This window comes from Psychrobacter sp. KCTC 72983 (assembly GCF_014280455.1).
Classification (GTDB): domain Bacteria; phylum Pseudomonadota; class Gammaproteobacteria; order Pseudomonadales; family Moraxellaceae; genus Psychrobacter; species Psychrobacter pacificensis.
Genome location: NZ_CP060390.1, coordinates 668,840 through 689,287 on the forward strand (window position 1 = coordinate 668,840; position 20,448 = coordinate 689,287).

Annotated in this window: 14 protein-coding genes and 2 rRNA genes; 6 read left to right on the forward strand and 10 right to left on the reverse strand. The window is 44.5% G+C overall.

The annotated features are described in order from the left end of the window. The first annotated feature begins 306 nt into the window (after positions 1-306). Positions 307-435, forward strand: coding sequence for a hypothetical protein (locus PSBA01_RS13370; protein WP_256714007.1), 129 nt, complete (start codon positions 307-309; stop codon positions 433-435). A 165-nt stretch (positions 436-600) separates the two neighbouring features. Here PSBA01_RS13370 and recG read toward each other — a convergent pair whose 3' ends face one another. Beyond that, entirely contained in the window at positions 601-2,952 is a 2,352-nt protein-coding gene (recG, locus tag PSBA01_RS02775; protein ID WP_186474993.1) for an ATP-dependent DNA helicase RecG, read from the reverse strand. A gap of 301 nt (positions 2,953-3,253) precedes the next feature. Here recG and PSBA01_RS02780 point away from each other — a divergent pair, with 301 nt between their 5' ends. Beyond that, positions 3,254-4,240, forward strand: coding sequence for a patatin-like phospholipase family protein (locus PSBA01_RS02780; protein WP_071002726.1), 987 nt, complete (start codon positions 3,254-3,256; stop codon positions 4,238-4,240). A gap of 141 nt (positions 4,241-4,381) precedes the next feature. On the opposite strand, the gene PSBA01_RS02785 is transcribed toward PSBA01_RS02780, so the two are convergent. Beyond that, positions 4,382-4,969, reverse strand: a complete 588-nt coding sequence (locus tag PSBA01_RS02785; protein WP_058025061.1) for a hypothetical protein — start codon at positions 4,967-4,969, stop codon at positions 4,382-4,384. 341 nt (positions 4,970-5,310) lie between these two features. Here PSBA01_RS02785 and argA point away from each other — a divergent pair, with 341 nt between their 5' ends. After that, a complete protein-coding gene (argA, locus tag PSBA01_RS02790) occupies positions 5,311-6,633 on the forward strand; it encodes an amino-acid N-acetyltransferase (RefSeq protein ID WP_071002725.1) in 1,323 nt (440 codons plus the stop codon). A 94-nt stretch (positions 6,634-6,727) separates the two neighbouring features. On the opposite strand, the gene PSBA01_RS02795 is transcribed toward argA, so the two are convergent. Continuing rightward, on the reverse strand, positions 6,728-7,459 hold the full coding sequence (locus PSBA01_RS02795) for an FKBP-type peptidyl-prolyl cis-trans isomerase (RefSeq protein WP_058025059.1): 732 nt from the start codon (positions 7,457-7,459) through the stop codon (positions 6,728-6,730). 478 nt (positions 7,460-7,937) lie between these two features. Here PSBA01_RS02795 and PSBA01_RS02800 point away from each other — a divergent pair, with 478 nt between their 5' ends. Next, the gene (locus tag PSBA01_RS02800; protein WP_186474994.1) at positions 7,938-9,608 is read left to right on the forward strand and encodes a mechanosensitive ion channel; all 1,671 of its coding nucleotides are present in this window, start codon (positions 7,938-7,940) and stop codon (positions 9,606-9,608) included. 137 nt (positions 9,609-9,745) lie between these two features. On the opposite strand, the gene PSBA01_RS02805 is transcribed toward PSBA01_RS02800, so the two are convergent. Beyond that, on the reverse strand, positions 9,746-11,185 hold the full coding sequence (locus PSBA01_RS02805; RefSeq protein ID WP_228724624.1) for a hypothetical protein: 1,440 nt from the start codon (positions 11,183-11,185) through the stop codon (positions 9,746-9,748). A 294-nt stretch (positions 11,186-11,479) separates the two neighbouring features. On the opposite strand from PSBA01_RS02805, the gene PSBA01_RS02810 reads away from it, so the two are divergent. Continuing rightward, entirely contained in the window at positions 11,480-12,262 is a 783-nt protein-coding gene (locus PSBA01_RS02810; RefSeq protein ID WP_093070056.1) for an SDR family NAD(P)-dependent oxidoreductase, read from the forward strand. Positions 12,263-12,280: 18 nt separating this feature from the next. On the opposite strand, the gene PSBA01_RS02815 is transcribed toward PSBA01_RS02810, so the two are convergent. The 3 genes from PSBA01_RS02815 to PSBA01_RS02825 form a co-directional block, all read right to left on the reverse strand. Next, positions 12,281-12,982, reverse strand: a complete 702-nt coding sequence (locus PSBA01_RS02815; RefSeq protein WP_093070053.1) for a lysophospholipid acyltransferase family protein — start codon at positions 12,980-12,982, stop codon at positions 12,281-12,283. 167 nt (positions 12,983-13,149) lie between these two features. Then, positions 13,150-15,039 (reverse strand): DNA topoisomerase IV subunit B, encoded by a 1,890-nt coding sequence (parE, locus tag PSBA01_RS02820; RefSeq protein WP_186474995.1) that lies wholly within the window; start codon positions 15,037-15,039, stop codon positions 13,150-13,152. A 110-nt stretch (positions 15,040-15,149) separates the two neighbouring features. Beyond that, positions 15,150-15,803, reverse strand: coding sequence for a YqiA/YcfP family alpha/beta fold hydrolase (locus PSBA01_RS02825; RefSeq protein WP_186474996.1), 654 nt, complete (start codon positions 15,801-15,803; stop codon positions 15,150-15,152). Positions 15,804-15,991: 188 nt separating this feature from the next. Between PSBA01_RS02825 and PSBA01_RS02830 the strand changes: the two genes are divergently transcribed. Beyond that, positions 15,992-16,252, forward strand: a complete 261-nt coding sequence (locus tag PSBA01_RS02830) for a DUF1289 domain-containing protein (protein ID WP_071002718.1) — start codon at positions 15,992-15,994, stop codon at positions 16,250-16,252. 166 nt (positions 16,253-16,418) lie between these two features. Here the strand turns inward: PSBA01_RS02830 and PSBA01_RS02835 are convergent, their stop codons facing one another. The 3 genes from PSBA01_RS02835 to PSBA01_RS02845 all read right to left on the reverse strand — a co-directional run bounded on the left by PSBA01_RS02835 (position 16,419) and on the right by PSBA01_RS02845 (position 20,195). Then, positions 16,419-16,916, reverse strand: a complete 498-nt coding sequence (locus PSBA01_RS02835; protein ID WP_186474997.1) for a hypothetical protein — start codon at positions 16,914-16,916, stop codon at positions 16,419-16,421. Positions 16,917-17,062: 146 nt separating this feature from the next. Then, positions 17,063-17,176 (reverse strand): 5S ribosomal RNA (gene rrf, locus PSBA01_RS02840). A gap of 163 nt (positions 17,177-17,339) precedes the next feature. Next, positions 17,340-20,195: ribosomal RNA gene (locus PSBA01_RS02845) — 23S ribosomal RNA — on the reverse strand. Between the last annotated feature and the right edge of the window lie 253 nt (positions 20,196-20,448).

Below are 20,448 nucleotides of genomic sequence, written 5' to 3' on the forward strand. Positions count from 1 at the left end.
AGATATTGAACTTCATCAAGATATTATCACTAAAAACGATGATACGAGTGTTAAATAAAAGCAGATGATGTAGGTATATGACGCTATCAATTCTAGGCTTAAACGCTTCACAGCGTGCTATTTCACATTTAGATCGTCAATACTCATGACCAAACATACCGTGATGATGAATGGCATGACATAAGACAACGCCTCTCAAAATCATTAGTCATAAAACCCAGCGATACAGATGCCCTACAGTTTCGGCTTGTATTTATGAGGGGATTTGTCATTATGGTTCTAAATCTATTAATAAAGGAAACCATCATGGCTAATAAATCAGAAGTAAAAAAGCTCAAACAAGAAATTAAAGACACCAAAGCAAAGATTAAGCAAAAAAATAAAGACCTCAAAGCGCTTAAGAAAGCATTGAAAAAAGCAAAAAAAATGAAATAGCTTAAACGGTGTAGCAATTGGCTGTAATAAATAGAAGGGGATAGCAATGGCTGTCCTCTTTTTTTGCTCTTTTTTACTCTCAGTATCAGGATGATCTTATGTTATTCAATGTCATGACGAAAGCCCGCACTAACTACATAACTGATTACCTCACTGATGTATGAACTAGGCATTGGTATAACGACTCGCCTCAGGCATCCAGCGGTGAATCAATTGGCTGACATCCGCTGTTCTGGTAGGGTCTGCAATCAAGTGCTTGGCCAAACGCTGCGCAATCGCAAATAACTGCTCATCACGGATAAGATCAGCCAAATAATAGCCAACATTGCCTGTCTGGCGTTTACCGAGCAGTTCACCCGGCCCGCGCAGCTCTAAGTCTTTTTGAGCGATAACAAAACCATCAGTGCTATCACGTAGCACGTTCAAACGCTCTGTGCCTGTTTCTGATAATGGTTTTTGGTATAACAACACACAAAAGCTCTTAGTTGAGCCGCGCCCGACGCGCCCGCGAAGCTGATGCAATTGTGAAAGCCCTAGACGCTCCGCATTTTCGATCACCATGAGCGACGCATTAGGCACATCAACCCCCACCTCAATCACGGTTGTGGCAATTAACAAATCCAAATCACCCGCCTTGAACGCCTGCATGATGGCTTGTTTATCCGCAGATTTCATTTTGCCGTGTACTAAGCCAATGCGAATGTCTAAGCGCTCATTTAAATCTTCATACGTGGCTTCAGCTGCTTGTGCATCGAGCACGCTAGATGCTTCTACTAAGGAGCACACCCAATATGCTTGCCTGCCCGCTTCGCAATTCACGGCAATGCGTTCGATCACCTCATCGCGGCGATTGCGATCGATGGTCACTGTGGTAATGGGGGTACGTCCCGGCGGCAACTCATCAATAATGGAGGTGTCCATATCGCCATAAACGCTCATGGCAAGCGTTCGTGGAATCGGGGTAGCGGTCATGATTAGCTGATGCGGTGTGCTATTGGCCACGCCTTTATTGGTCAATGCCATACGCTGCTCAACACCAAATCGATGCTGCTCATCAATGATGACGAGCCCTAGCTTGGCAAACTGTACTTGCTCTTGAAACAAGGCATGCGTACCAACGACAATTTGTACCGTGTTTTCCGCAACCGCTTCCAATGCTTCGCGGCGCTGTTTGGCAGTTTGCTTACCCGCGAGCCAACCAACACCGATACCTAGCGGCTCAAACCATTGCTTAAAGTTCACGAGGTGCTGCTCTGCTAAAATCTCAGTCGGCGCCATGACTGCCACCTGCCAACCACTATCAAGCGCATAACCCGCCGCTCCTGCGGCAATCAAAGTCTTACCAGCGCCCACATCGCCTTGTACCAGTCGTAGCATTGGGATAGAGGTTGCCATATCAGTCGTGATGTCTTTCATCACTCGTTTTTGTGCACCTGTTAGATCAAACGGCAATGCACCAAACAGCTTATCAGCTAGCGGACTGTGGGTTGTACATTTGGGTGCTTTGTGCTGATGCAGCTGCTGACGACGGTACAACAGGCTAAGCTGATGGGCGGTCAACTCTTCGATAATCAAGCGCTGACAGGCAGCGTGAGTACGCGCAGTCAGTTGGGTCAACAGTTTGTATTGCTGGCTTGCGTTGGTGTAGGTGGGCGGTGTATGTAGCAGTACTAGCGCTTCAAATATCGTTAAGTTATAAACATTGCTATGAGCGATGCGAGCAGCTGCGCTATGGCTATCATTATTGACGTTGTAAACGGACGCAGTAGGCCTATTCACACTATTGCCAATCACATGATCAGGCACACTTCGCGCCAATGTCGAAAAAATATCTTCTGGAAACTCTGTCTCTAGCAGTAAAGATTTGGCTGGCTCAAAAGGTACTAATGGTAAGTCAGCCACGACGGCAAAATCCTCCTTCGTAAACAACGTCATCGGTAGACCCTGACTACGAACCGTTTGCAGGGCCAGCTTGATCAAAGTGCGTAGTTTATTTTGGTGTAAGCCTTTCACACTCGGATAAATGGGCTGTAGACCCGTATCAGTCGTAGCTATATTATCTGTGATAACTTGATATTCAGGATGGTGTATTTGTTTGCCGTAACGACTGACTTTGACTTCACCAAACAGCTGTAATCGCGTCCCCACATTCATGGTCTGCGCAAGGCCGCGATAGACTTTAAAAAACCGCAAAGCTATGGTGCCCGTATCATCGTTCACAGTTACGGTCATGCCGCTACGTTTAGTATCGACATGGACCACACGTCCGGTAATCATAGCCGACTGTCCGTGAGCCACTTCTGCGATTGATACCAGTCGACTGCGATCTTCATAATCACGCGGCAAATGCAGTAGCAAATCAAATATCCGCTTAATATTCAATTGTGCCAATTGCTCCGCTACCTTTGTCCCAACACCTGCCAACGCTGTCACTGGCATATCTAACGCCGAGAGTGGCAAGTCAGGCCTTATATGGTCTGCTGAATTGGCTGAAGAAACATTCATCGATACTGGCATCAAAGATCCTAACAAGGTTATTTATTATTTTTATCTATGTCATCGGCTGTTTTAAATATAACTCACCTAAGAAAGATTGTCATAAAATGACCCGTAAAAACAGCAAAATATAAACATCGATTCATCTCATTATAGCTGAACAGTCAATGACTTATGCTAAGCTATTCCGTCATGACTGCAAAACCCTTTAAGACAACTTGTTTACATCTATTATATAAATAGTAGCTGTCTTATTTTCTACAACATGGTTTTTCTGCATCATGGTTTTTATAAACTACGGTCATTTTATAAGGTGTTTTTTATGTCAGACTCTGCTCTATATCGACCGTCTCATCAAGGTTTAAGTATATTACGTCTTAGCATGCTTGCCATAGTTGGGTTATGCGTCAGTGCTTGCAGCACCCTAACACCCACTGCTCAAACACCTAAAACGCCAGAGCCTATCGTGAAGTTACCTAGCGTCGCATTGGTCTTGGGTGGCGGCGGTGCCAAAGGGTTTGCCCACGTGGGTGTGATAAAGGCATTGGAAGAGAATGGCATCAAACCTACCCTGATCGTCGGCACGAGTGTCGGCAGTTTAATCGGTAGCCTGTATGCCAGTGGATACGCGCCGTTACAGCTTGAGCAGTTGGCACTGACCACCACCGATAGCCAGTTGACAGACTTTACCTTATCCAATCAAGGCTTTGTCGAAGGCATCAAACTCAAAAACTTTGTGAATGAAAAAGTTCGCGGACAAGTCATAGAAGACTTTCCAATTACCTTTGCCGCCGTTGCAGCAGAAAAAAACACCCTAAAAAAAGCCGTCTTTACCACAGGTAACGCAGGGCTTGCTGTCCAAGCATCCTGTAGCGTGCCCAATATTTTTATTGCCCCGCGTATTCCAGAAAAAGTCGGCAAAAAATATATTGACGGTGGCGTGGTCAGCCTCGTACCCGTTGACAGCGCACGCGACTTGGGCGCTGATATTGTTATTGCTGTTGATGTGACTGCCGCTCAAGTCAATGGCCCTATTGATAATAGAGCAATAACCATCAGCTCATTAAGCGACTTTTGGGGCTTTCTCGAAACCAATATCGTATCCCCTACCAATCGCTCCCCATCAATAAGCCGCGAACGAGATCGCGCGGACATTGTCATTACGCCTAATGTCGGTCGTAATAGCTCAATAGATACCAGGCAGCGTCGTACGCTGATAGAAGCAGGTGCACAAGCCACAACGCCACAAATCAACGCCATCAAACAGCTGATTCGAGAGAAATCTTCTAGCAAATATGCGACGCTTTAATTAAATTTATTGCGTACTCATCACAAGAGTTAAGCGACATTAGATCCAATGCATAAAAAAGCACCACCGTTATAAACGGTGGTGCTTTATCAATAATAAACATCATTATCTGACGAATTTTTTACTATGAAAGTCTTAGCGTTACTTTACGCGCGCGCGATATTTCACTGCAACGGTGTCGTTCAAACCAACACCTTCAAGATCCCAACGAACCGCTTTATAGTATTTTAGTGCCACATCTTGTAGTTGATTGTCTACCTTGGTACGTAGTGGCATACGGGCGAAGTTGTTGCCATCGACACTCCCATATGGGAACTCAGGTGCCACTGTACCAAGCAATTCTACTTGATCCGGAATACTCATGGTGACCGTCATCTTACGGACGCGATCGGCATTGGTGTTGGTAAAGTAGCCTTGATACTCCAATACGTTACCTGATTGCAAACGAGTATTTGTATCGACAGGGACGAGTACTTCTTGACCATTGGCATCAACACTGACCAACGACGCGGTAATTTTACTATTAACCGCTTGAGCACTTGAGTTGCTGCTCGCATTTGTATTGGCTTGAACTGCCATTGAGCTATCAACTGCTTGCTCTGGTGTTGGCAGCATGGCAGATGCCTGCGTGACTACCATCGCACCGATGAGCGTACCGGCAACAACGTGAAATAAGCGATGACCGCTCCAAGCACTAAATGGGCTAGCAAATTGGTTACTTTTTTTCATAGTTCTCATTATCCCTGATTGATATATCGGTAAAGCACAGATGGCAAAAACTGAGTTTTCTTAACACATAGTCAATAATTAAAAGAATCAGATTCATTATTTTTATTGATTATCTTCGTTCATTGACAGTAAAGCAATAGCGCTTAGCATAGCAAAAAGCATTTGTGGGTACATTAACCCCGTGTTGAGGTTGTGTATATCACCGATGGGCAATAAAAAGACCTCAACACAGCTGAAATAAAAGATAGCTCATAACCGCGTTTTTTGCTATGGTAAATCTTTAGCGTTAGGCATTTTTTTGCTACGCCCTTTTTCTTATTCTAACGACTACTGCTCCCATTATGACTACTAGTTCCATGCCACAGATTAACCCTGAATACGTCCATTGGTTCCGTAACTCTGCCCCATACATTAATACGCATCGCGGTAAGACTTTCGTGATTATGTTTGGCGGTGAAGCGGTCAATCATCCTAACTTCAGCACGCTGATTCATGACTTTGCCTTGCTCCATAGTTTGGGTATCAAGCTGGTACTGGTACACGGGGCGCGACCGCAGATCGAAAAAAACCTAAAAGACGATAATATTGAATCTCCGCTGCATCAAGACATTCGTATCACGCCGCGTGCTGCAATGCCCGCTATCCTACAAGCGGTTGGCGCGATTCGCTTACAGATCGAAGCACAGCTGTCGATGGGACTGGCCAATTCACCGATGTACGGCTCACGTATTGACGCCATCTCAGGTAATTTTGTCACGGCGCGCCCTTATGGCATTCGTGAAGGCATTGATTATCAAATGACGGGTGAAGTGCGCTCTATTGACGTTGAAGCCATCAAAAACAATCTACTGCATGACCATATCGTGATTTTGGGCTCTATGGGCTATTCTGCGACGGGTGAAGTATTTAATTTGCTCGCTGAAGACGTTGCACTTAGCGCCGCAGTAGAGCTGGGTGCTGATAAGCTGATATTTTTGGGCGAAGAAGCAGGTATCAATGATGGTGATCGTTTGCTACATGAGATGATTCCTAACGAAGTGGATCGCTTCTTACGTGACCGTGATTTGAACTGTGAAATCAATTATTTCTTGAACTGCGCAAGCTTGGCTTGCCGTCAAGGTGTCCATCGCACGCATATCATCTCCTATGCCAAAAACGGTGCACTATTAGAAGAATTATTCACTCGTGACGGTTCTGGTACGCTAATTAGCCATGATCCTTACGAAGAAATTCGCCGTGCCAATATCGATGACGTCGTTGGCCTTATCGAGCTGTTATCCCCTCTAGAAGAGCAAGGTATCTTAGTCAGCCGCTCACGTGAACGCTTAGAGCAAGAAATCGACAACTATAGCGTCATCGAACGTGATGGTATGATTTTGGGTTGTGCAGCCTTGCATACGCTAGACGCAGAGTCCGCAGAAGTCGCTTGTGTTGCCGTACGTCCTGAATATCGCAATGGTAGCCGCGGTGCTGATTTGCTGGCATTCTTAGAGCAGCAAGCACGCAGTCATGGTCTACATAAACTGTTTGTACTGACCACGCGTACCGCCCATTGGTTCGTTGAGCAAGGCTTTGCGGAAGTTGAGGCAAGTGCCTTACCAGCAGCACGTCTGGAGAAGTACCACAATGGTCGCAACTCTAAAGTCTTTCAAAAAAACCTATAATTTATAGACAAACTGATATAAAACCTCTGCGCATAAAAAAGCCTTCATAATCATTATGAAGGCTTTTTTTATAGATGAATGCTTCAGCCGCGCATTACTTTACTTTTAATAGCTCAACCGTAAAGATAAGCGTGCTATTTGGCTCGATACCAGCGTTACCCGCTTCGCCATAGGCGATGTCTGATGGGATATAGAACTCGTACTTGCCGCCCTCTTTCATCAACTGTAGACCTTCCGTCCAGCCAGCGATTACTTGGTTTAGTGGGAACTCAATTGGCTCACCACGCTCATATGAGCTGTCAAATACAGTACCATCGATCAATTTACCTTCGTAGTTCACTTCCACCACGTCAGTTGCTTTTGGCGATTTACCTGTACCTTCTTTCAATACTTTATATTGCAGGCCAGAATCCGTTTGCTTCACGCCTTCTTTTTTCGCATTTTCTGCTAAGAATGCTGTGCCAGCAGTTTTATTTTCTGTTGCTTTGGTTTGCATGTCTTTTGCGAACTGCTCTTCTTGCTCTTTTTGATACGTCATCAATACTTCTTGCATTTGCTCTTGGGTCAATGCTGAATCATTGCCTTCGTAACCATCACGGAAACCTTTTTCAAAAGTATCCAGGTTCAAATCTTTGACAGCTTCTTTATTGCCTTCTGCCATCATGAATCCTAAGCTATAGCCCACTTTTTCACTTGCTGAGCTTTGCTCTGTGATAGAAACGCTTTGAGCAGCTGTTTCTTGACTGCCGTTATTGGTGCTACAGCCTGTCATTAACAACATAGCACTAGCAAGGGCACTAATGCTTAAAGTAGTGATTTTTTTCATAGATTACTCTCTGATTGTAAGAATAGTGGCGAGATGTCACATTGCTCTATAATAACAAATCTTAGTTTTGGGAACCACGCTTTACATGAAATTATCGGGCGAATGTACAGTCTGTGTTAATATTTCCTATTATAATAACAAGTTATCACACAAATATAGTGGCAGGTAAAGCTTTCTATCTTTAAATCCATCAATACATAGGCTAAGCTAGATTGGGTAAGGAGATAAGTAATCGAATGTTGGTATTTATCATTGATATATGAGTGTCAGTAGCAAAGCGATAACTAAAAACCAGCCTGATACTTTTGATAATTACCTTTATTCGAAAATGATAATATCTTCCCATAACTCAATTTAAAGACACTATAATTTAAAGACACTATTTATAATAAACCATCTGTATATTTGTCTCATTCAACAGTGATTGTAATCACAATACTTTTGAGTGTTACCTATAGGATGATTCAAGGAGGATAAGATGAACCCAATGTATACATCTTTTAACGGTTATCTTGGTGGGCCTATCGGTTCTATCATTGGCGCTATCTTGATATTTATCATTGGTTGGCTAGTCGCACTTGGTATCGCAGCACTTGTCCGCGGTGTGCTCTCTAAAGTCAATCTTAATCAACGCATGAACTCTTCAACCGGTAAAACTTACGATCTTGAGGGAATTATCTCCAAGATTGTTTTTTGGTTTATCTTTATCATTGCTATTTCAGGGGCGCTTAGCCAACTAAACTTAAACTCAATCTCGGCACCATTTGCAAATATGGTTAATCAAGTATTGGCATTTATCCCTAACCTCATCGGTGCGATCGCGCTTGGTGTAATTGGTTGGGTTATCGCCACTGTCGCACGCACTACAATCAATGCGGCACTTTCTAAAACGACAATGGACGAGCGTCTAAGCACACAAGCAGGCGTAAAACCGATGAGCAGCACCATCGCTGATATGGTCTACTGGTTCATCCTATTGGTTGTTTTGACCATGGTACTCGGTCAGCTAGAGCTTGATGGTTTGTTTGCACCATTGACTAATATGGTCGACAAAATCTTCAGCTTTATCCCTAACATCCTAATCGCTGGTGTGGTCTTTGTTGTTGGTTATATCATTGCCAAAGTCGTACGCGGCATTGTGACCAACCTTGTTTCTACTTTTAATGTTCAAGAGTTAGCGACGAAAGCTGGCTTAAGTGAACAAAACAGCCTACCTAATATTGCCGGTTCGCTAGCATTTTTAGTGGTTATTATCCCAACGATTATTGCTGCTTTGAACGCATTAAAAATCGACGTTATTGCTCGCCCTGCGACCAATATGTTGAATAAAATCATGGAAGCATTGCCTAACATCTTCATGGCAGTGGCTATCTTATTTGTGACTTTTTATGTTGTACGTATGGTTGCAAATATCGTCAAAGGATTGCTTGAAAACACTCAAATCAATCAAATGCCTGCCAAAGTTGGCTTGCAAGAGACTATGGGTGACAAGAGAATCTCTGACTTAGTTGCTTATGCGATTATCTTCTTTGCTATGCTATTTGCTGCTATCGCAGCTGCTGATTTACTAGGTTTCGAGCCTATCTCAGCTATTATTACGATGTTTATCGCATTTGGCGCTAACATCATCTTAGGTGCGATTATCCTGTTCATCGGATTTTGGCTTGCCAATATTATTGCAGGTGTTGTTGAGCGTTCTGAACAAGGTTCACAATTCTTAGCAAACATTGTGCGTGTATTGATTATGGGCCTTGTACTTGCTATGGGTCTAAAAGCAATGGGTATTGCAGATTCAATCGTGAATCTAGCATTTGGTCTAACGCTAGGTGCCGTCGCCGTCGCCTTTGCCCTATCATTTGGTCTTGGTGGTCAAGAAGCAGCCGCACGTTTCCTACGTAAAATGCAAGATAAAATGGATCGTGAGCGCGACGAAGCAAAAGCAAAATCCACGCTGCAGCCAAGCTCATCAACGCAAGAAAAAGTTGCTGATTCAGTTCGTGACAACACACCTTCAGCTGCTAGCACGTCAACGACTGATTTGCGCACTGATGTGATTGACACTCCTCGCGTAGATACTGATACCAATGATATCTATAACAGTAATCAAATCCTTCCTGGTAATGATCTTAACGATGACATCAATAAATAAGTATCAATAATTACCTACTCTTAGATAAGAAAAAGACAGCCTAGGCTGTCTTTTTTTGTGAGTGTCAGTATAAGTTAGACTTACAGCAGCTTCTAGCAGAATACTCAGCTCGATTTTCAAAATATGTTACATGCTTATTATTTCTTTCGCGCTGGTATAGAAAGGCTTAGACGTACTTGAGGCAACTTGTCAGATTGAGGATGACTTTCAGAGTTTTGAGCAGTTTGCTTCTCTACCTCTTTCGTATTTTGATGCGACTTTTTGCTCTTTAATTGTTGTATTTGCTTGGTTAGCTGTCGCTCTCTTTGCGTCATCGCGTCCACTGACTGAATCCACACATCAATATCGATGAACGTTTCATTTGCCTCAGTAATAAAGTCGATACCGAGTACAACGATATGATGCAGCTCTGCTATTGGCAATCGAGTCGCAACATCCTGTGCAATTTTTGCTAGATTCGGTTGAATAACATTTTTGCTATTCTTTGCTTGAGCGTTTTGTCCATAGAATATCAGTACATAATGCCGCCCCAAGGTTTCGTAGGAATGCTGATGTACGATATAACCATCTTGTTGCAGCGTCTTACTTTGCTTAGGATGTCTATATAGCGTACGGATCAGCTCATGACGCGAAAATAAAGACTCATCTAATAGTTGCTGCTGCCAACGAAACCCCAACGGCTCAGTTGATGATTCTTGGTCATTACTAGATGTCTGCTTATCAGCATATGCTGCTATCATTTGTGTACTGAGCTGTGACCATAGCGTGGCTGCCTGCTGCATATGCTGTTGGTACATCTGCGCAGTCGTGCTCTGATTCTTATATGCAAGCGCCATGGCCACCAACGCTGGATTAGGTTTGTCCTGAATGTCGTACTTGATAAGTGCATTGTCTACTGTGATCGCAGGTGTGAATAAAGAGGCGCTTTGCAAAAATTCAGCGACTAGCATTTCTTCTGATACAAAACTTGGGACATGACTGATAACCGAATATTGTAGTTGCTCTAAGTGATAATTCAAAAACCGCCATAACTCACAGGGTGTCTGTACCGCAACCAGTATTGAGTGCCAGTCATGCCAGCTGAAGACTTGCAATTGCTGCCCGCCCTCACTCATGTCTACAACCAAGTCCTCCAAAAAATAACGAGCACCAAAAGCATGTTGCAAGTGATTTAATTGCTTGCTGTCCTGACTATCAGTATTTTTCTTATGACCATCTACTACATTATCAGTCAGCTGAATATCGAAAACCAAAATATCATGAGTCTGTGCAACATGTTCATTTTGAGACAATGAAGATTTATGCCATGCCAGCGCAGCTTTTATAGCAGTCATACGTGCTCGCTCAATATCAGCTGAGCTTGTACTCATTGGCAAGTATAATGTCAGTGCCAGCAGTTGCAGCTTGCCCGACGAGAGCTGGTAATGATACGAGCGTGCGCTATAGCGAGCATCATATTGCTGTTCAGTAGTCTGCATATCAGCCAGAGCGATGTCTACCGCTGCTGTCTGTAAGTAACAGGCCAGCTCACTAGCAAGGTAGCCCCCATCGGATATTATAGTAGACGAATGAGACACAGATTCTAGCCCTTTATAATCTTATGATATGTGATGAATGACATTTTGGCTGATTAAAATGGTGGCATATTTATAAACATAGTCATCAGCATTTCAACATTTTTACGAATGTAAAATTACGCTACATAAGCACTATCAGACGCAGTCGCTTTCAACGTAATGACTTGTTATGATGATATCAAAGCAGCAATGCTTGTGCGTAGATCTTATAATTATAAGCTGCGCTCACGTATCAATGTCAGGTACGTTTATCGAATTTTAATAAGCACTATATAATAACAAGGATTGAGCATTATGAAGCGTTTTAAAGAAAAAACCGTCATTGTCACTGGAGCCGGCTCAGGTATGGGACGCGCCACTGCTCTGCGTTTCGCTAATGAAGGCGCGACTGTGGTACTAGTGGGACGAACCTCTGAAACTTTAGAGGAGACCGCAAAACAGTTTCCAGAAGATCATACATGGATTCATACCGACAACTACATGACCATCACCTGTGATATTAGTGTACAAAGCCAAGTACAAGAAATGGTAAAACGAGTGATTGAGAGGTTTGAAAAGCTCGATATCGTCGTCAATAATGCGGGCAAAGGTATGGAAGGCAAAATAACGGACTTATCTAGTGAGGATTGGCACGCAGCTATTGATGTCAATTTAAATGGTACTTTTTATGTCTGTCAGGCTGCAATGCCGCATCTCATCAAGACACAAGGCAATATCGTCAATGTCTCATCGCTCTCAGGTATCGGCGGTGATTGGAACATGGCCGCTTACAACGCTGCCAAAGCAGGCGTCACCAACTTGACACGTACGTTAGCGATGGATCATGGCCCTGATGGTGTGCGCGTCAATGCGGTCAACCCTACCGCGACTAAGACCAACATGACCAAAGACATGCGAGAAGATCAAGAAAAGGTCGATAAATTTTTAGCACGCTGCCCTCTAGGACGCTTTGTGACTCCTGAAGATATCGCCGCCGCGATTACCTTTTTAGCCAGCGAAGATGCGGCGATGATTACGGGCGTTAATTTGCCTGTCGATGGCGGCGTGAGCGCCTCGAACGGACAGCCTAATTTCTAAACCTGCTATACTCTACGATTATCCTTTAAAGAAGGCTTGATTAACATCTTGTAGCGGCTGTGAGAGCCGCTCAGGATGATAAGGCATTACCCCGCCGTACTGGGCATAAATCTTTGGCAAATCCTCTTCGATATTACCCGTCGGGTAAACCATCTCCAAAAATCGCACTTCTTTAGTATTATAATCTAACGCTACTGGTAAGATAGGTACATTGGCTCCTACTGCCAAGTAATAAAACCCAGTTTTCCAGCTGTCAGTATATTTGCGCGTGCCTTCAGGCGCTAAACCCAAAAACAAAGTCTTATTATTTTTAAACTTATCGATACTCGCTTGTAGCACTGAGCCTTTGGCTTCGCGATTAATAGGTATGATACCAAGCCAGCGCATGAGCTGCGCCAGCACTGGTATTTTGAACAGCGTATGCTTGCCCATAATACTGATTTTGAGATCCAGTGCAAACAAGCAAGGTAGCGCATATATCCCGTCGATGTTGGAGGTATGAGGGACAGCCAAGACCACCGCTTGTGAGATATTAGGGATAGAGCCTACGGTCTTCCAGCCCGCCGACTTCATCAGCATACGACCTATTTTAGGAGTCAGTTTACCGCCGCGCTTAGGGATTAAGTTGCCCAGATCTTTTTTATTAAGCTCAGGCAATACTTTAGAGCGTCTGTTCGCAGTAGGTTTAGCAGTGGGACTGGTTTTTGGGTTTGAGGACATAATAGCACTACACAATGAGAATACCCCATCATAGCATTAACCTGAGCGGACTAACTTATTATTTATATTTTGCTTTATCTGTATAGCTTGACTAGATTTTAGTCATAAAAAAGGGATAACGCTTAACGCTTATCCCTGTGTGAAAATCGTTTAAAAACTTTGTAACTCTATAACGCAATATCGGCTAAGTTACCTTTATTCTCAAGCCATGACTTGCGATCAGCGGCACGTTTTTTCGCGAGTAGCATATCCATGATGCCATTGGTCAGTACCATATCGTCCATATCAAGCTGCACCAAGCGGCGCGTATCGCGGCTCATCGTCGTCTCACGTAGCTGCTCAGCACTCATCTCACCCAGTCCTTTAAAGCGGGTGATTTGCGCTTTTTTATTGCCCGGTACCTTGGCTAATATATGCGCAAGCTCTGGCTCATCTAGCGCGTAATGCACCTCTTTACCCACATCGACACGGTATAACGGCGGCATGGCAACGAATAAATGACCGGCATCCACTAGCGCAGGGAAATGCTTCACAAATAACGCGCAGATCAGCGTCGCAATGTGCAGGCCATCAGAATCAGCATCTGCTAAGATACATATCTTGTCATAGCGCAGCTCGGACAGATCATCAGAGGCAGGATCCACACCGATCGCAATAGCAATATCATGAATCTCTTGGCTTGATAGTACCGTATCCGAAGAGACTTCCCATGTATTCAAAATCTTACCCCGCAGTGGCAATATCGCTTGATAGTGACGATCACGTGCTTGCTTAGCACTACCGCCTGCCGAGTCACCCTCTACTAGGAACAGCTCTGCGCCATCGCGCAAATCACCGCGACAATCCGCCAATTTTCCCGGTAACGCTGGTCCCTGAGTGATTTTCTTACGAGCGACTTTTTTGGCTGACTTTAGGCGACGTCCTGCTTTATTAATCGCCAATTCAGCAATCTGCGTGCCCATATCCGCATGTTGATTTAGCCACAAGCTAAAGGCATCTTTTGCCAAGGTCTGTACAGCGGCTGCAGCTTCGCGGCTAGAGAGACGTTCTTTGGTTTGACCAGAAAACTGCGGCTCAGAAAACTTCAGGGATAAGATATAGTTCACCCCATCCCACACATCTTCTGCGGTTAGCTTCACACTGCGTGGTAATAAATTATGAATATCACAAAACTCACGCAACGCTTCTAGGATACCTGTACGCAGTCCATTGACGTGGGTACCGCCCTGCGCTGTCGGAATCAGGTTGACATAGCTTTCTTGAATCGGTGTACCACCCTCAGGCAGCCAAGACAAGGCAAAGGTCACACCCGCACGTTCGCCCGCTTTTGCATCATAATTATAATAAAACGGTGCTTCAGGTAGTGTCTCAAGACCGTCTAGCTGCTCGCTTAGATACTCGACAACCCCATCGGTAAATTGCCAAACGACCTTTTCATCATTGATATCATCGGTGAACTCAATCGTTAGTCCCGCGGCCAAAACCGCTTTGGCTTTCAAGTTGTGCTTGAGCTGTTTAACATTAAATTTGGGCGTATCAAAAAAGCTACCATCTGCCCAGAAGTGCACTCTGGTACCACGTTTGCGTTTGTTTGAGCTGACTGATTCCGTCAACGGCGTCACGGCTGCGCCATTTTCGAACGCCATATCAAACTGGGTGCTATCACGCCATACCGTCACTTCGACGCGCGTAGATAGCGCATTGACGACAGAGATACCTACACCATGCAGACCGCCCGATACTTCATAATTAGAAGTCGAGAACTTACCACCCGCATGCAAACGGGTCAAAATCAACTCAATCCCTGATTGACCAAACTCAGGGTGAATATCGGTTGGCATACCGCGCCCATCATCTTCGACAGACAGCGACCCATCACTATGCAGCTGCACTTTGATGGTTTTGGCATAACCCGCCAACGCTTCATCCACCGAGTTATCAATGACCTCTTGCGCCAAATGGTTTGGTCGCGTAGTATCGGTATACATACCTGGGCGACGACGTACGGGTTCCAGCCCTTCTAAAACTTCTAACGATTGCGCATTATATTGACTCACAAATGCATCCTTAACTATTCATGTGCGTTTAACTCTATAAAACCATTATAACCAAAAACAGCGACGTTAAGGTCAATAGTCCATCGTTCACGTCATATAATGTCGTCTATCTAAGACCTTACTAACTCTCGTAGCATCTCTATCACCATCGGTAGCTGCTCACCAAAGTCACTAAAGCGATGGTCTCCTCCTGCTTGTACGGTTACTGATGCGCCCTGACTTTGATAAAAGGCCTGAGACAACTCAGCGTTTAATAGCTCATCACCTTGTTTCAGCAGTACAGCAACTTTATTGGGATAAATAACTTGAGATATCCGATGATCTGCAAACCATTGCAAATCTGACGGCGTAATACGCCAACCGCCTGCCGTCGTATGCAGGACTTTATTATCCGATGACTCATCACTACTATCTTGATTTGATGCTGAATTATCAGAAAAGCGCTGTAGCGTAACGTGAGGCTGCGTGCTAGGATTTAGCAGCAATGCAGGACAATCTATTTGATTACTGATTAAGGTAGAAAAATACCCACCCAATGAGCTACCGACCAATACCGTGTTGGACGATCCCGTCTGTTGGTCTTTGCTACTGCTTAGTTCTTCTACCAATGACAATAACTGCTCACGCACTTGCGCAGGTGATTTATTCAAATCAGGACGCAGTACATTGATATCAGGATGATACTGCTGGCAATATTTTTCTAACAGCAGCCCTTTAGTCGAGTTTGCATCGCTGTCCAGTCCATGGATATAAATCAGGTTCACGTATCATCTCACTTATTAATTTTGTTATGATTGTCTCATATAGACCAGTGACGCTAAGCATAGCACCCGATGCACAAAAATAATAACAATAAAACGGCACACTATTAGTCAATATTTGCGACATAATAATATGGTCATAATCGTCCGGTACCAGTCAAAGGAATGACGGTAATCGCAATGGAGTCGCCATGAATCAACAGTTTGAGCTGTTCGACATTGACAACCCTTGTATCGGTGTCTGTCAAAGCAATAAAAAAGGCTATTGCTTTGGATGCCTGCGCAGTCGAGCCGAGCGCCAACGATGGCATGATATGACGACAGAGCAGCAACGCGAGGTGCTAAGGCTTATCGCAGGACGTAAACTACGTATCGAGCTCATGCGGCTGCGTAAAAATGAGCAGCTAGGATTTGATTTTGAAGAAAAGTTTGAGATGGGTGAGTTGTTTTAGGAATTAGAATTGTGATAAATACATAACACTTCGAATTTTTCACGTAGAAAATTAATCTCTAAACTTATAAATATTGAGAAAATTATGTATACAATACAGCCGATGTATTCAATTACAGAAAATAGATAAAATTAATATGTGATAAGTATTGTAGAGTATAGGATTTTTAGGTTCTCTTCCACTGAAACTCAACACCTAACGTGCAGTCAACCTTACCTGGTGTACTTTTATGAGTAAGCCCTCCAGTCATAATTAGTCGCGATTTACTATTAGTTATATAAAGAAGTAATGTAATAGCATCTACATGTCGATTAGACTTTGGGACTGCTGTAGCAAGAAAGTACATATCCCTAATACGACCTTGAAGCACATACTGATCAATTTCTTCATCACCTCCTTTATGAGAATATATACCCTCAACAACATCACCACTTTGCTTAAGGGATAGCTTGATAAAACCATCACTATCTTTGAGGTCTTTAAGATTTACTCCCTTAAATTCGCATACCTCCCAGTCTCCATCAATTCTTACTCCTCTATATATTTTGTCGCCATACCAAGGCAAAACTTTTCTCCTAAAAAACTCACTAACTAATATAAATAAAGCTGTGGCAAAAAGGCTGCTACTAATTCCTACAACTAAAGAAACCAAAAAACTATCCATTTTTCATCCTTGATTTAAAAAAAACTATGTTTTATAGTTCAAAGCTTTTAAAAATAATTTTTATCAATTGAATAGTATAAGTCTATATCGTAAGCAAAGAAAAGCCCCTTGATACTAACGTATCAAGGGGCTAATCAGGAATAAGGAGCTGACGATGACCTACTCTCACATGGGCGAACCACACTACCATTGGCGCAACGATGTTTCACTTCTGAGTTCGGGAAGGGATCAGGTGGTGCCATCGCGCTATTGTCGTCAGCAAAGGGGGTTAGATATGAGTCTGTTTGTGTGACTTTTGATAAGTACCACTTACCCTAACTGAATCAAGGTTAACGGTGATATCGAAATGTTTCTGTCTGTTTCTATAGCCTGGGCTATACAAGATAGATTAATTAGACTTGATACAAACCACTTGGGTGTTGTATGGTCAAGCCAAACGAGCAATTAGTACAGGTTAGCTACACACATCACTGTGCTTCCACACCCTGCCTATCAACGTCCTAGTCTTGAACGGCTCTTTAGGGAAATCTAATCTTGAGGTGGGCTTCCCGCTTAGATGCTTTCAGCGGTTATCCCATCCGAACGTAGCTACCGGGCAATGCCATTGGCATGACAACCCGAACACCAGTGGTTCGTCCACTCTGGTCCTCTCGTACTAGGAGCAGATCCTCTCAAATTTCCAACGCCCACGGTAGATAGGGACCGAACTGTCTCACGACGTTCTAAACCCAGCTCGCGTACCTCTTTAAATGGCGAACAGCCATACCCTTAGGACCTGCTTCAGCCCTAGGATGAGATGAGCCGACATCGAGGTGCCAAACACCGCCGTCGATATGAACTCTTGGGCGGTATCAGCCTGTTATCCCCAGAGTACCTTTTATCCGTTGAGCGATGGCCCTTCCATACAGAACCACCGGATCACTAAGACCTACTTTCGTACCTGCTCGACTTGTGGGTCTCGCAGTTAAGCGCGCTTTTGCCTTTATACTCTTCGACCGATTTCCGACCGGTCTGAGCGCACCTTCGTACTCCTCCGTTACTCTTTAGGAGGAGACCGCCCCAGTCAAACTACCCACCATACATTGTCCTCGGTATTGTGATACCTGAGTTAGAACCCCAACATGACCAGGGTGGTATTTCAAGGATGGCTCCACCAAGACTGGCGTCTCGGTTTCAAAGCCTCCCACCTATCCTGCACAAGTCAGGTCAAAGTTCAATGTAAAGCTGTAGTAAAGGTTCACGGGGTCTTTCCGTCTAGCCGCGGGTACACAGCATCTTCACTGCGATTTCGATTTCACTGAGTCTCTGCTGGAGACAGCGCTGCCATCATTATGTCATTCGTGCAGGTCGGAACTTACCCGACAAGGAATTTCGCTACCTTAGGACCGTTATAGTTACGGCCGCCGTTTACTGGGGCTTCGATCAAGACCTTCGCTTACGCTAAGCCCATCAATTAACCTTCCAGCACCGGGCAGACATCACACCCTATACGTCCACTTTCGTGTTTGCAGAGTGCTGTGTTTTTAATAAACAGTTGCAGCAGCCTGGTATCTGCGACTGCCAGCAGCTCAAGGAGCAAGTCCTATCACCACCAACAGCGTACCTTCTCCCGAAGTTACGGTACCATTTTGCCTAGTTCCTTCAGCAGAGTTCTCTCAAGCGCCTTGGTATTCTCTACCTGATCACCTGTGTCGGTTTAGGGTACGATTCGTTTATAACTATTGCTTAGAAGCTTTTCCTGGAAGCATGGTATTTGCCACTTCGCTGTACATGTACAGCTTGCTATCAGATCTCGGTATAGAATAGCCCGGATTTACCTAAGCTATAAACCTACATCCTTTCACCTGGACAACCAACGCCAGGCTGACATAACCTTCTCCGTCCCTCCATCGCATCATAAACAAGTATCGGAATATTAACCGATTTCCCATCGACTACGCCTTTCGGCCTCGCCTTAGGGGTCGACTCACCCAGCCCCGATTAACGTTGGACTGGAACCCTTGATCTTCCGGCGTGGATGCTTTTCACACCCATTATCGTTACTCACGTCAGCATTCGCTCTTGTGATACCTCCAGCATGCTTTACAACACACCTTCACAGGCTTACACAACGCTCCCCTACCACTTGAAAACAAATTCAAATCCGCAGCTTCGGCTCCTAGTTTGAGCCCCGTTACATCTTCCGCGCGGGCCGACTCGACTAGTGAGCTATTACGCTTTCTTTAAAGGATGGCTGCTTCTAAGCCAACCTCCTAGCTGTCTATGCCTTCCCACCTCGTTTCCCACTTAACTAGGAATTTGGGGCCTTAGCTGGCGGTCTGGGTTGTTTCCCTCTCCACGATGGACGTTAGCACCCACCGTGTGTCTCCCGGATATCACTCATCGGTATTCGGAGTTTGCATCGGTTTGGTAAGTCGGTATGACCCCCTAGCCGAAACAGTGCTCTACCCCCAATGGTGTTCGTCCGAGGCGCTACCTAAATAGCTTTCGGGGAGAACCAGCTATCACCGAGTTTGATTAGCCTTTCACCCCTATCCACAAGTCATCCCCTGGCTTTTCAACGACAGTGGGTTCGGTCCTCCGGTGCCTGTTACGGCACTTTCAACCTGCTCATGGATAGATCACTCGGTTTCGGGTCTATACCCTGCAACTAGTCGCCCTATTAAGACTCGGTTTCCCTACGGCTCCCCTAAACGGTTAACCTTGCTACAGAATATAAGTCGCTGACCCATTATACAAAAGGTACGCGGTCACCCAACAAGTGGGCTCCCACTGCTTGTACGCACACGGTTTCAGGTTCTATTTCACTCCCCTCACAGGGGTTCTTTTCGCCTTTCCCTCACGGTACTGGTTCACTATCGGTCAGTCAGGAGTATTTAGCCTTGGAGGATGGTCCCCCCATCTTCAAACAGGATTTCTCGTGCCCCGCTCTACTTAATATGTTAACGCTAATGTTTCGAATACAGGACTATCACCTACTATGGTCAGCTTTCCCACGCTGTTCTTCTACATTAGCATTAATCGGCTTCTCCCCGTTCGCTCGCCGCTACTAGGGGAATCTCAATTGATGTCTTTTCCTAAGGGTACTGAGATGTTTCACTTCCCCTCGTTCGCTTCCTAATAAATTAGGATACCTACCTTATGGTAGGTGGGTTTCCCCATTCAGAAATCTCCGGATCACAGGATATTGCCGCCTCCCCGAAGCTTATCGCAGGCTGTCACGTCTTTCATCGCCTCTGACTGCCAAGGCATCCACCATGTGCGCTTCATTACTTGACCATACAACCCCAAGTAGTCTTTCGACTTCTATGTGTCATACAATCTAATTATGATAACGATATCACCTATGTTTATACGCTTGATTCAGTTCTCTTTACTTTTTTAATAACTCACCCCTGGGATAACAAACAATGTCGTTAAGAGGTGAGTTATTAAGGTTAAGATGGGCGCGTGAATACGCTCATCCTAACCCAGACTCATATCTATGTTTTTAAATAGTTCCTATGCTCTCGTCGAGTCATAGTTTTCTGTA